Here is a 12,944-nt window from a genome sequence, read left to right as displayed (position 1 = left end):
TCTTTGTTAAATAAGGAGTTATCTCTCTTATCTATCAATAATGGAATCTTATTCCTATCTATCGATAACATGCATTTATGTTAACAATATGATAAATAAAGATTAAAAAATTATTTTAAATAAAAATGGAAATCGTTTTTGATTTTAGTAATTAATTGATTATTCTTAGTCCTGTCGGGGTGAAAAATAACCATGAAATTCAGCCTTAAATTTCCAGCCGGAAGGCATTACCCGATAAGAATCCAATAGTGACGCTGCGTTAGCGTTGATGTGAACGACGTGAGATTGGTAAGGGGAAGGGTAATGACACAACAGTTAGTTGGCACTGAGTTAGTTTTCACACAGCATTTTAATGCTGCTGAGCGACAGGTTTTGCCAGATGAGGCCATCGAATTTTTGACCGAATTGGTGGTGAAATTTGCTGAGCCGAGGAACAAACTCCTTGCTGCACGGGTTTCCTGGCAACATGCCATAGACCAGGGAGCTTTGCCTGATTTTATTTCGGAAACTAATTCCATTCGTAATGGTGATTGGAAAATTCAGGGTATCCCTACAGACTTACGTGATCGCAGAGTGGAAATCACTGGGCCGGTTGAGCGCAAAATGGTGATTAATGCCCTCAATGCCAATGTGAAAGTCTTTATGGCTGATTTTGAAGATTCATTAGCACCGAGCTGGGACAAGGTTATCGATGGCCAAATTAACCTGCACGATGCGGTAAAAGGCACGATTTCTTATGCGAATGAATCGGGCAAAATTTATCAGCTAGAATCCAATCCCGCCGTATTGATTGCCCGGGTTCGTGGCCTGCACTTGCCAGAGAAACATGTTAAATGGCAAGGGGAAGCAATCCCCGGAGGCTTATTCGATTTCGCATTGTATTTCTACCATAACTATAAGCAATTATTGGCCAAAGGTAGCGGTCCTTATTTCTATTTACCAAAAATGCAGTCATATCAGGAAGCTGCCTGGTGGAGTGATGTTTTCAACTTTACTGAGCAACGTTTCGATTTACCACAAGGCACCATCAAAGCCACGGTATTAATTGAAACATTGCCCGCAGTATTCCAGATGGACGAGATCCTCTACCACCTGCGCCACCATATTGTTGCTCTCAATTGTGGCCGATGGGACTATATCTTTAGTTATATCAAAACGCTGAAGAATCACAGTGATCGTGTATTGCCGGATCGTCAGTCAGTCACGATGACGAAGCCTTTCCTCAGCGCCTACTCTCGCCTGTTAATCAAAACATGTCATAAGCGTGGCGCGTTGGCGATGGGCGGTATGGCGGCCTTTATCCCGAATAAAGATGCAGAAAAGAATGCTCTGGTACTGGATAAAGTTCGCGCTGATAAAGAGTTGGAAGCCAGCAATGGTCATGACGGTACTTGGGTTGCGCACCCAGGGTTGGCCGATACCGTGATGGACGTTTTCAATCGGGTATTAGGTTCACGGCCAAATCAGTTAGAGGTCACGCGTGAGCAGGATAAACCGATCACGGCTGCTGAGTTATTGGAGCCTTGTACTGGTGATCGTACTGACGAAGGGATGCGAGCCAATATCCGAGTGGCAGTGCAATACATTGAGGCATGGATCTCTGGCAATGGCTGCGTGCCGATTTATGGGCTGATGGAAGATGCTGCAACAGCAGAGATTTCGCGTACTTCTATTTGGCAATGGATCCATCATCAGAAAAGTCTAAGTAACGGGCAGACGGTGACCAAAGAGCTGTTCCGCAGCATGTTGAGTGAAGAAATGCAGGTAGTGAAGCTTGAGCTTGGCGCAGAGCGCTTTGATGGCGGGCGGTTTGAAGAAGCCGCGCGTCTGATGGAGCGAATTACAACACAAGACGAGCTTATCGACTTCCTGACGCTACCAGGCTATGCATTACTGGCCTAAAACACCCTTCGTCCTTGAAGCCGCAGCGGTGTTAGCTACGTTCGCTCACCCGAATCACTGACTTGTGTCAGCTCATCGGGATTCGTTCGCTTGCTGCCTACCTGCAACTCCAATGACTTTGGGTATCACACCCTATTTAACCCTACAAAATTGAATAATAAGGAATATCGCCATGACTACCTCTCGTACTCAACAAATTCAGCAGTTAGAGCAGGAATGGAAATCGCCGCGCTGGAAAGGTATCACCCGACCATATAGCGCAGAGGAAGTGATTAAACTGCGCGGTTCTGTGAATCCTGAATGCACGCTGGCGCAGCACGGCGCGCAAAAACTGTGGGAATTACTGCATGGTGGTGCGCGCAAAGGGTATATCAACTGTCTCGGCGCGTTAACCGGTGGTCAGGCTCTGCAACAAGCTAAAGCCGGTGTTGAGGCGATTTATCTGTCGGGCTGGCAGGTTGCCGCTGATGCGAATACTGCCTCTAGCATGTATCCCGATCAGTCGTTATATCCAGTCGACTCCGTCCCTGCGGTGGTTAAAAGAATTAATAATAGCTTCCGCCGCGCGGATCAGATTCAGTGGTCGAATAATATTGAACCGGGTAGCAAAGGGTATACCGACTATTTCCTGCCGATTGTCGCTGATGCTGAAGCTGGTTTTGGTGGTGTGCTGAATGCTTTTGAATTGATGAAAGCCATGATTGAAGCAGGCGCGGCGGGGGTGCATTTCGAAGACCAACTGGCTGCGGTGAAGAAATGTGGTCATATGGGCGGTAAGGTGTTGGTGCCGACCCAAGAAGCGATTCAAAAATTGGTTGCTGCCCGTTTAGCCGCCGATGTACTGGGTGTACCAACCTTGTTGATTGCCCGTACTGATGCTGATGCTGCTGATTTACTGACTTCTGATTGCGACCCTTATGACAATGAATTCGTGACCGGCGAGCGCACAGCCGAGGGGTTCTTCCGCACACATGCTGGTATCGAGCAAGCGATCAGCCGTGGTCTGGCCTATGCCCCTTACGCCGATTTAGTCTGGTGTGAAACGTCTACGCCGGATCTGGAACTGGCTAAACGCTTCGCGCAGGCGATTCATGCGAAATTCCCTGGCAAGTTATTGGCTTATAACTGCTCGCCATCATTTAACTGGAAAAAGAATCTGACCGACCAGCAGATTGCCAGCTTCCAGGATGATCTGTCGGCGATGGGTTACAAATACCAGTTTATTACCCTGGCAGGCATCCACAGCATGTGGTTCAACATGTTTGATCTGGCCCATGCTTATGCACAGGGCGAGGGTATGAAGCACTATGTTGAGAAAGTGCAGCAGCCAGAATTTGCATCCGTTGAGCGCGGCTATACTTTTGCATCCCATCAGCAAGAAGTGGGTACTGGCTACTTCGATAAAGTCACCAATATCATTCAGGGTGGTGAGTCATCAGTCACTGCACTGACTGGTTCGACGGAAGAACAGCAATTCTAAATGCGGTTTGACTGAACGCGTGTCTTATCAGGAGCCTGCATATGCAGGCTCTGTTCCGTATGGCGGGGGTGAGTATGGCGGTAAAACTGGAACGATTAATCGCTCAGACGATCTTGCAGGGGTTCGATGCACAATATGGCCGCTTTCTAGAGGTCACTGCCAGCGCTCAGCACCGCTTTGAGCAGGCGGACTGGCATGCCGTTCAGCAAGCGATGAAGAAGCGTATTCACCTCTACGACCACCATGTCGGTCTGGTGGTTGAGCAACTGAAGCACATCACCGATCAGCGCTGTTTTGATGCAGAATTTCTGGCGCGGGTAAAAGAGATCTACACCGAGTTGTTGCCGGATTACCCACGTTTTGAAATTGCGGAGAGCTTTTTTAATTCTGTTTACTGCCGCTTGTTTAAGCACCGTGATTTAACGCCGGATAAGTTGTTTGTTTTTAGCTCACAACCCGAACAGCGTTTTCGTGAGATCCCACGCCCGTTAGCGCGCGATTTCTCCCCAAAAGGGGATCTGAGTGGCATGTTACAGACCGTTCTCAGTGATTTGCCGCTGCGTTTGCCGTGGGAAGATCTGCCGCGTGATATCGGCTATATCACTGCTGCACTTCAGCAAGCATTCCCTGATGAGCAACTGAGAGGTGCTCGCTTTCAAATCGCCAATGAGCTGTTTTACCGCAATAAAGCGGCTTGGTTAGTGGGTAAACTGCGGTTGGCTGAGGGAGTTTATCCCTTCCTGCTCCCCATCCATCACAATGAATCTGGTGCCCTATTTATTGATACTTGCCTTACCAGTAAAGCGGAGGCCAGCATTGTATTCGGCTTTGCTCGCTCTTACTTTATGGTCTATGCCCCGTTGCCTGCGGCAATGGTGGAATGGCTGCGGGAAATATTACCGGGTAAATCGACGGCTGAACTGTATATGGCAATTGGTTGCCAGAAGCACGGCAAAACTGAAAGTTATCGTGAATATCTCACCTTTGTTCATCAATCCAGTGAACAGTTTATTATCGCCCCAGGGGTGAAGGGCATGGTGATGCTGGTGTTTACTCTGCCGTCATTTGATCGGGTATTTAAGGTGATTAAAGATCAATTTGCGCCGCAAAAAGAGGTCAGCCAGGCGCGAGTTTTAGAGTGCTATCAACTGGTTAAAGAGCACGACCGCGTCGGGCGCATGGCGGATACTCAAGAGTATGAGAATTTTGTCATTGATAAACACCGTATCAGCCCGGAATTACTGGCCGAGCTGCAACAGGAAGTACCGGAAAAACTGGAAGATTTAGGCGATCAAATCATTATTAAGCATCTCTATATGGAGCGGCGGATGACGCCATTGAACCTTTATATGGAGCAGGCTAATGATCAACAACTAAAGGATGCTATTGAGGAGTACGGTAATGCCATTAAGCAGTTGGCTGCGGCAAATATCTTCCCCGGTGATATGTTATTTAAGAACTTTGGTGTGACCCGCCATGGTCGCGTGGTGTTCTACGATTATGATGAAATTTGCTACATGACAGAGGTGAATTTCCGCGATATTCCGCCACCGCGCTACCCAGAGGATGAGATGGCCAGCGAGCCGTGGTATAGCGTATCGCCCAATGATGTATTCCCCGAAGAGTTTCGTCATTTCTTATGCACAGATTTGAAAGTACGGCATTTTTTTGAAGAGATGCACAGCGACCTGTTTCACGCCAGCTATTGGCGTGGGTTGCAGCAACGCATTAAGGACGGGCATGTGGAGGATGTTTTTGCCTATCGTCGGAAGCAGCGCTTCTCCCAGCGGGTGATCTCTTGACGGCTACTACGCGTGCGGATTTTGGGTTTGCGCTGTGCTCGAACTCCTCACGTATTACATATACGCTCCGGGTTCTGCGCGCAGTGCGCACCCAAACTCCTTTCGCTCGCTACGCCTTGATTGGGGTAGATTAGCGGCTACTGTGCGTGCGGATTTTGGGTTTGCGCAGTGCTCGGCCTCCTCGTGTACTGCGTGTGCACGAGGAGGCCCTCTGCGCAGGGCGTACTCAGATTGACTTAGCTCGCTATGCCTTGATTGGGTGTGAAATAATTAATTCAGCCGCTCAATAATCATTGCTGTACCTTGCCCTCCGCCGATACACAGTGTTGCCAGCCCCAAGGTTTTATTGCGGGCTTGCAAGGCGTGCAGCAGCGTAACCAGAATTCGTGCACCGCTGGCGCCGATTGGGTGCCCTAGTGCGATGGCACCGCCGTAGACGTTAACCTTTTCTGCATCGAACCCCAATGTTTTACCTACCGCCAAGAACTGCGCGGCGAAAGCTTCGTTGGCTTCAATCAAATCAATATCGGATAGCGCCAACCCGGTTTTTTTCAGCACATTAAGGGTTGCCGGTACTGGCCCCATGCCCATCAAGGCTGGGGCTACGCCGCCACTGGCATAACCTCGGATACGGGCTAGTGGAGTCAAGCCTAACTGCCTGGCGCGGCTTTCTGACATCACCACCAATGCAGCCGCACCATCATTAATACCCGACGCGTTGCCTGCGGTAACGGTGCCATCTTTACTAAACGCCGGGCGCAATTTTGCCAAACCTTCCGCCGTGGTACCGGCCTTAGGGAACTCATCGGTATCTACAGTGATGTCGCCTTTCCTGTTTTTCACTGTCACTGGCACAATCTCTTGTGCGAAAGCACCGCTTGAGATAGCGGCTACAGCTTTCTGCTGTGATGCTAACGCCAGCGCATCTTGTGCTTCACGACTAATGCCATATTCTTTTGCGACATTTTCTGCCGTGATACCCATATGGTAATCATGGGTGGCACACATCAAACCGTCTTTTAAGATCACGTCAAATAGCTGGCCATCACCCAGTCGATAGCCCCAGCGTGCTTTGCTATCCATCAGGTAAGGTGCCTGGCTCATGTTCTCCATACCACCGGCGATAATGGTCTGGGCATCGCCGGCTAAAATTGCCTGAGCCGCTAATGCCACGCTTTTCAAACCAGAGCCACACACTTTATTGACGGTGTAGGCACTGACGGTATCAGGTATTCCGCTTTTCAATAGAGCCTGCCGCGCAGGGTTTTGGCCCAATCCAGCTTGAAGTACATTACCCAAAATGACTTCATCAACATTATCACCGCTGATACCGGCTCTGGCCATGGCTTCACGGAGTACGATTGAACCTAAATCGACCGCGCTAACCGGTGCCAATGCGCCATTAAAACTCCCAATCGCCGTGCGTACGGCACTGACAATAACGATGTTATCCATATCAATTCCTTATATGAAGATGCTAGATGAGGGTGAGGCCGATAATAAATATGACGCCAGAGAACAGCAGGGCGGTGACGCAGTAGCCCATAATGTCCCGGACCCCCAAACCGGCAATGGCCAATGCGGGTAGCGCCCAGAACGGTTGCGCCATGTTCATCCACTGCTCGCCATAGGCGATAGCCATCACGGATTTACCTAAATCGGCCCCCAGCGCTTGAGCCGCAGGAATAACGAATGGTCCTTGGATAACCCAGTGACCGCCACCCGATGGCACGGCAAAGTTAATCAGTGCAGAGCTGAAGAAGGTCATGATCGGGAAGGTGTCTTTAGTGGCGACATTGATAAAGAATTCGGTAATCAAACCACCGAGACCGGAGTGCTCCATCATTAGCTGGATACCGGCATAGAACGGGAATTGAACCAAAATACCCGCAGTGCTCTTGGCTGCGGCAGAGATAGCGCGCATATAGGCCATTGGGGTTTTGTGCAGCAAAATACCCGCAATCATAAACATCATGTTTACGGTGTTAATGGTGATATTGAAGCCTTTTTCCCAGAAGTTCATGCCCAGATAGGCAATGCCGAGAGCACCAATGATAAAGGCGATAATACGGCTTTCTTCCATCTTCTCTGCGATTGGCGCATCAGCAGACAAGGTTTTTTGGAAGCTAGGTTCTTCTGCCAGCAACGCCGGGTCAACACTCACCACTTCATGGGGTTTCGGCATCATCATGCGGGTAACGAAGGGCATGATGAGGATTAGGCCCAAAGTGATAAACAGGTTGTAACCGGTGAACAGTGTCTCTGAAACCGGAATCAAACCGGCAATATGCTCCACCGGATTACCCGGTGTGGCGGCTAGCAGCGGCATAGAACCGGAGAAACCACCGCCCCAGGTCAGAAAGCCGATGTAAGCACAGGCAATTAGCAGTGGATAATCAGAACCGGGCACACGGCGGGCTACCTCGCGGGCAAACATCGCGCCGACCACCAAACCGAATCCCCAGTTGATGACGCAGGCCACCGAACCGAGGAAGGTTACCAACATCACGCCCTGAACCGGTGTTTTGGCAACGGAAGCGGTGAGTGTCAGGATGCGTTTAACGGGGGCCGACGTTGCCAGAGCATGGCCAGTGACGATAATCAGCGCCATCTGCATGCCGAATCCCAGCAGATTCCAGAAACCATCCCCCCACATATGTACCATTTCAACCGGTGTATGTGGGGTGAGTGCCAGTGCGATACCAAAGGTCAGCATCGTCAGTAGCATGGCGAAAATCAGGGGGTCAGGCAGATAACGGCTAACGAAACCAGTTAAAAAACGGGAGATGCGGCCAATCATATGACACCTTCCTCTAGTGCAACTGGCATGACTTTTAAGTCAGGTGACACTGAGAACTCAGCATCAGTTTTGGCCGTGATCGTTTCAAGGAGCACTCCCGGTGCATGTTCTTTAAGTACCAATTTGCCTTGTTCGAAGCTGAAGACAGCCAGCTCGGTCACCACCATGCTGACTTTATTCTTAGCTGTCAGCGGTAATGAACAGTGCTTGAGGATCTTGGAAGAGCCATCTTTTGCGCAATGCTCCATCGCAATGATCACCCGCCGTGCCCCCGTAACCAGATCCATCGCCCCCCCCATCCCAGGGACCATTTTCCCTGGAACCATCCAGTTGGCGAGATTTGCCTTCTGATCGACTTGTAGACCACCGAGTACACTGACATCGACATGCCCGCCACGAATTAGCGCAAAAGAGAATGCGCTGTCAAAGGCGGCCCCACCCGGCAAAATGCCGCAGGGCAAGCCGCCCGCGTTGACCAGATTAGGGTGCGCTTCGGTCACTGGCGCTAAACCAAGAAAGCCATTTTCAGATTGCAGGGTGATATGAATATCGGTTGGTAAATAATTGACCACTTGAGTCGGTAACCCAATGCCCAGATTCACAATGTCACCATCGTGCAGTTCAAGGGCGACGCGGCGAGCGATAAGTTCTTTAGCGTTCATTATTGGTTCTCCTGCGGGCAGACAATGTGGTCAATCAATGCGGCGGGGGTAATAACGCAGTCAGGAGTAATACTGCCGATATCCACTACAGATTCTGGCTCTGCGATAACAATGTCGGCAGCCAGTGCCATCAGTGGGTTGAAGTTACGGGCACTTAATTGGTAGGTCAGGTTGCCCTGATAGTCGCTAAGGTGGGCGCGAACCAGTGCCAGATCAGCGCGCAGAGGCAGTTCCAGCAGGTACTCGATATCATTCAGCGTGATTTTTTGTTTTCCATCTTCGACCACGGTGCCTACTCCTGTTGGGGTCAGGAAACCACCAAGACCAGCACCGCCACAGCGAATACGTTCTGCCAGCGTGCCCTGTGGAACTAATTCAACCTCCATTTCGCCCGATATCATCCGCCGACCTGTTTCTGGGTTAGTTCCAATATGTGAAGCAATGACTTTCTTCACTCTACCGCTGGCGACCAGCGGCCCGACGCCGGTATCAACGAAAGCCGTATCGGTACTAATTAAGGTCAGATCTTTTACGTTAGAGTTAAGTAATGCGGAAATAAGACGGGGTGGTGCACCGACCCCCATAAAGCCACCGATCATAATGGTCATGCCATCACGGAAATACTCAGTAGCCTGCTCAATATCAATGAGTTTTCTTTTCATAGTTATTCCTTATATTTGATACCCAACAACAGTTTCAATTAAGGAATTGCAACGACTGTGCCAATTAAAATGTTATTTTTTAATTTGGCTGGAATGGAATTAACTCGCTGATATTGGTTGGGTTAATTTAAATATGAATAATATAGTTAATAAGATGTGATGTTAATTAACAAGAAAGTGTGCAATTTCTTGCACAGGGGTGCACATTTTGTTTCTCTTATTGATTAAAAATAAATCCAAAATAAAATAGCGCTTGATTATCAAATAAATTTGATTCCAAGCGTTTTATTTTTAACAAGTATAAATAATACAGTTAATATTTATTTATACATTGTATTGGGTTGTTTGTGTCTGAGAATCGATGCGATATTCTTGTAATTTATACATCAGTGCTCGCCGGCTGATACCTAACGCACGTGCGGTTTGAACCCGGTTATCCTGATTATTTGCCAGCGCAGCACAGATAAGTTCACGTTCATAAGCTTTGATATTTTCTTTTAAACTTAATCCCTGTTCCGTCAATATGCCCCGGTTAACATTGGGCTGAACATGCGTTTTGTGCTGTAAATGTTCAGGCAAGTCATCAGGGAAGATGATAAATCCGGTACTCATAATGACCGCACGCTCAATCGCATTGGATAACTCCCGGATATTACCCGGCCAAGAGTAAGTATCTAGGATCTCCTGAGCACTGGCATCTATTTCAATGATTTCTTTACCATTTTCGGCATTGAATTTTTGCAGGAAGTGTCTGGCTAATAATGGGATATCTTCAGGCCTTTCCCGCAGCGGTAGCGGGGAAAGATGAATGACATTCAGGCGGTAAAAGAGGTCTTGCCGGAACTCGCCTTGTTCTACCATCGCAGCCAGATTCCGGTTGGTGGCGGCAATAAGACGGATATCTGTTTTAATGGTTTGGCTGCCGCCTAAGCGTTCAAACTCTTTTTCTTGCAGTACTCTCAACAGTTTAACTTGAAGGTTGAGTGGCATTTCGCCCACTTCATCGAGCAGTAGTGTGCCAAGATTGGCTCGTTCAAATAGACCCTGGCGTTGCATATGTGCGCCGGTAAACGCCCCTTTTTCATGGCCGAACAGCTCACTTTCTAATAAAGATTCTGGCAGAGCACCACAGTTTATCTTGATGAATGGGCCTTTGGCGCGCGGGCTATTGTAGTGAATCGCTTTAGCAATCAGTTCCTTACCGGTGCCACTTTCACCGGTTATCAATACGCTGGCATGGCTCATCGCAATTTTTGCGGTATCGCGGCAAAGTTCCATCATTTTGGCGCTGTTAGTGAGTAATCGACCCCATTGGTAGCTATCAGACAGTGCGCGATGCAGGCGATTGATTTCCTGTTTCATCTCCTGTAACTGCATCGCGCGGCTGATAATAATTTTCAGTTCATCCAAATCAAATGGTTTAATTACATAATCAAATGCGCCCAAACGCAGCGCCTCTACGGCTGTTTCTACTGCGGCATAGGCGGTCATCAGTATTACCGGTGTCTCCTGCCGGGTTTGCCGCATAACTTGCAGAGCTTCAAGCCCACTGACTTTTGGCATACGGATATCCATTAGCACAATATCCGGGGCTTGTTGTTTGAATAGTTCCAGTGCTTGCTGCCCGTCAGCAGCACCGATAGGTTGATGCCCATCAAGGCTAAAGACGGTGGTTAACATGCGGCGAACGTTTTCTTCATCATCAACAATCAGAATACGATAGGATTTTTTCATAATAAGTTTCCTGCGCCATGCTTCACTGGCAGTATAATAATAAATGTTGTTCCTTTATTTGGCTGACTTTCTAACCTAATCTCGCCGTCGTGGGAAGTGATAATTCGTTGACTGATGGATAATCCTAATCCGGTTCCTGAAGGTTTGGTGGTATAAAACGGATCAAAAACTTTCGATTTAATGTCATCGCTAATACCACAACCGTTATCTTTAATAGTTATTTGTTGATGATGTTCATCCCGTTTTTGGGTTGAAATAGTAATTTCACCTCTGGCAGCAATGGACTGGACAGCATTAATCAGAATATTAAGTAGCACTTGTTTTAATAATTCACCATCGGCTTCAATATCACATAAACTTTCATCCAATTGAACATGAAAATCAACTCTTGCTTCGACACCTTTGGTTTTTACCAGAATCAGGCTTTCTCTTAGAATTTGATTTAGATTAACCTGATGATAGCGGCCAATGCGCGGGCGGGAGAAGTCGAGTAGTTGTTGAATTACCCGGTTAATCGACTGCACCTCTTTTAGAATAATATGGGTATATTCCAGCCGTTGTGGGTCTTTTTCACTGTCTTTGAGAATTTGAACAAAGCCGCTGATGGCGGTTAACGGGTTGCGAACTTCATGCGCGACCCCCGCCATTAATTCCCCTAGCGTTGCCAGCCGTTCGGCTTGCTCGATGCGGCGTTGCACTTCTTTTCTGGCGGTTAAATCGGTGAATATTGCCAGCGCACCCAAGGTATCTCCTTGCGCATTATGCAACTGGCTGGTGCTGATACTGAGCTGTATGGTGCGTTTTTTGCCGGGATAATCAATTTCCAACGCCACATGTTTTATGCCACGGAATAAGGTATCCAGTACTGGGCTGTTAAAGTCAATTTTTTCAAATACTTCCGCATAGGGCTTACCCATCAGTTCTTTGCGGCTGTAACCGGTGATAAGCTCCCCTGCTGGGTTGATCATGGTAACGCGGCCATTAGTATCCACCGAGATAACACCATCGGCGGCACTTTCAAGGATTAATTCATTAAGTGTTTTGGTTTCCCGCAAGGCGCGGGATAAGGCATTAACACTGTCGGATATTTCACCCATTTCTCCCTTCATTGCGGGGAGTTCAGTGTTGAGATTTAGCGATAAATTGGCCAGGCTGGACTTGATAATATCGATATCAGAGGCAAAACGGCGTGAGAAAGCAATAATTAGCCATAAGCTCAATAACAAGCCGATGCTGATCACCACGATAATTTTGATATCCATCGACAGCGCCTGCCGATCGATATCATTCGACAGTTCGTTGGCCCAGATATAACCGAGGATCTGGTTATCGCGCTTGATGGGTATCATGGCATTCATAATGTTGCCACGAACCTGAGTACCGCTACTCACCAGTGGTTTGCCGTTTGCCATCACGTCATGGCCGGGGTGATCGGGATTAATCGAAATACCGACCGCATTGCCATATTGCGCCTGTGGGGCGTAGGTAATAATGGCGTCCAGCGCCTTGTTATAGTAACCCGCACCGACCCCAGAAAAAGCACGGGTAATTTCATCGGTAACGGGTGCCAGATGTTGGTTCAGCGCCTTAATACGCTGTTCTCTGGGCAGATCACGATAAAGAGTAAAGCTATCTGCCAGTGCGTTATCCAGTAGCGAAGTGACGGCAAACAGCTTGGCTTTCTTCTCTTGCAATAGGGCATCACGCCCTTCAGTTTCAACCAGATAGCCGATAATCAGCGTAGGCAGAGAAACGATAATGATTGCCAGAAAAATCATTTTGCTCCGCAACGTGTGCGGGCATAACTTATGGGTAAACAGTTTTTTGGTGAATACGTTTATACCTGACAATAATGAATACATACCGGCCAAATCCTGGCGTTTCCGTTTGTCGGTCAACATA

General features: G+C 48.3%; 9 protein-coding genes. 3 read left to right on the top strand and 6 right to left on the bottom strand.

Translation table 11 applies throughout. The features are described 5' to 3' along the window. The first annotated feature begins 303 nt into the window (after positions 1-303). The 3 genes from aceB to aceK all read left to right on the top strand — a co-directional run bounded on the left by aceB (position 304) and on the right by aceK (position 5,184). Positions 304-1,902 carry a malate synthase A gene (aceB, locus tag A6J67_RS01535; RefSeq protein WP_042568969.1) on the top strand — a complete coding sequence of 533 codons (1,599 nt, stop codon included), beginning with the start codon at positions 304-306 and terminating at the stop codon, positions 1,900-1,902. Between the two features lie 172 nt (positions 1,903-2,074). Beyond that, positions 2,075-3,382 (top strand): isocitrate lyase, encoded by a 1,308-nt coding sequence (gene aceA, locus A6J67_RS01530; RefSeq protein WP_005191530.1) that lies wholly within the window; start codon positions 2,075-2,077, stop codon positions 3,380-3,382. 74 nt (positions 3,383-3,456) lie between these two features. Next, the gene (aceK, locus tag A6J67_RS01525; protein ID WP_032907695.1) at positions 3,457-5,184 is read left to right on the top strand and encodes a bifunctional isocitrate dehydrogenase kinase/phosphatase; all 1,728 of its coding nucleotides are present in this window, start codon (positions 3,457-3,459) and stop codon (positions 5,182-5,184) included. 270 nt (positions 5,185-5,454) lie between these two features. On the opposite strand, the gene A6J67_RS01520 is transcribed toward aceK, so the two are convergent. The 6 genes from A6J67_RS01520 to atoS all read right to left on the bottom strand — a co-directional run bounded on the left by A6J67_RS01520 (position 5,455) and on the right by atoS (position 12,943). Next, a complete protein-coding gene (locus A6J67_RS01520; protein ID WP_005191525.1) occupies positions 5,455-6,639 on the bottom strand; it encodes an acetyl-CoA C-acetyltransferase in 1,185 nt (394 codons plus the stop codon). 22 nt (positions 6,640-6,661) lie between these two features. Beyond that, entirely contained in the window at positions 6,662-7,984 is a 1,323-nt protein-coding gene (locus A6J67_RS01515) for a TIGR00366 family protein (RefSeq protein WP_032907688.1), read from the bottom strand. Beyond that, a complete protein-coding gene (locus A6J67_RS01510; RefSeq protein WP_005191522.1) occupies positions 7,981-8,646 on the bottom strand; it encodes a 3-oxoacid CoA-transferase subunit B in 666 nt (221 codons plus the stop codon). Before A6J67_RS01510 ends, A6J67_RS01515 begins: the two co-directional genes overlap by 4 nt. Then, positions 8,646-9,308 (bottom strand): acetate CoA-transferase subunit alpha, encoded by a 663-nt coding sequence (gene atoD / locus A6J67_RS01505; RefSeq protein WP_032820473.1) that lies wholly within the window; start codon positions 9,306-9,308, stop codon positions 8,646-8,648. Before atoD ends, A6J67_RS01510 begins: the two co-directional genes overlap by 1 nt. 324 nt (positions 9,309-9,632) lie before the next feature. Beyond that, complete coding sequence (atoC, locus tag A6J67_RS01500) at positions 9,633-11,042, bottom strand: acetoacetate metabolism transcriptional regulator AtoC (RefSeq protein ID WP_042568971.1); 1,410 nt, start codon at positions 11,040-11,042, stop codon at positions 9,633-9,635. Next, the gene (atoS, locus tag A6J67_RS01495) at positions 11,039-12,943 is read right to left on the bottom strand and encodes a two-component system sensor histidine kinase AtoS (RefSeq protein ID WP_105165805.1); all 1,905 of its coding nucleotides are present in this window, start codon (positions 12,941-12,943) and stop codon (positions 11,039-11,041) included. The genes atoC and atoS overlap by 4 nt, the downstream gene beginning before the upstream one ends. Between the last annotated feature and the right edge of the window lies 1 nt (position 12,944).

The organism is Yersinia sp. FDAARGOS_228 (assembly GCF_002073315.2).
GTDB classification, from domain to species: Bacteria; Pseudomonadota; Gammaproteobacteria; order Enterobacterales; family Enterobacteriaceae; genus Yersinia; species Yersinia intermedia.
Note: the sequence above shows the minus strand (reverse complement) of the source record. Positions and strands in the feature narration are given on the sequence as shown.

Excerpts from the sequence above, each read along its gene's own strand:
- aceB (WP_042568969.1), top strand. The coding sequence starts at position 304 with ATGACACAACAGTTAGTTGGCACTGAGTTAGTTTTCACACAGCATTTT.
- aceA (WP_005191530.1), top strand. The coding sequence starts at position 2,075 with ATGACTACCTCTCGTACTCAACAAATTCAGCAGTTAGAGCAGGAATGG.
- aceK (WP_032907695.1), top strand. The coding sequence starts at position 3,457 with ATGGCGGTAAAACTGGAACGATTAATCGCTCAGACGATCTTGCAGGGG.
- A6J67_RS01520 (WP_005191525.1), bottom strand. The coding sequence starts at position 6,639 with ATGGATAACATCGTTATTGTCAGTGCCGTACGCACGGCGATTGGGAGT.
- A6J67_RS01515 (WP_032907688.1), bottom strand. The coding sequence starts at position 7,984 with ATGATTGGCCGCATCTCCCGTTTTTTAACTGGTTTCGTTAGCCGTTAT.
- A6J67_RS01510 (WP_005191522.1), bottom strand. The coding sequence starts at position 8,646 with ATGAACGCTAAAGAACTTATCGCTCGCCGCGTCGCCCTTGAACTGCAC.
- atoD (WP_032820473.1), bottom strand. The coding sequence starts at position 9,308 with ATGAAAAGAAAACTCATTGATATTGAGCAGGCTACTGAGTATTTCCGT.
- atoC (WP_042568971.1), bottom strand. The coding sequence starts at position 11,042 with ATGAAAAAATCCTATCGTATTCTGATTGTTGATGATGAAGAAAACGTT.
- atoS (WP_105165805.1), bottom strand. The coding sequence starts at position 12,943 with ATGTTGACCGACAAACGGAAACGCCAGGATTTGGCCGGTATGTATTCA.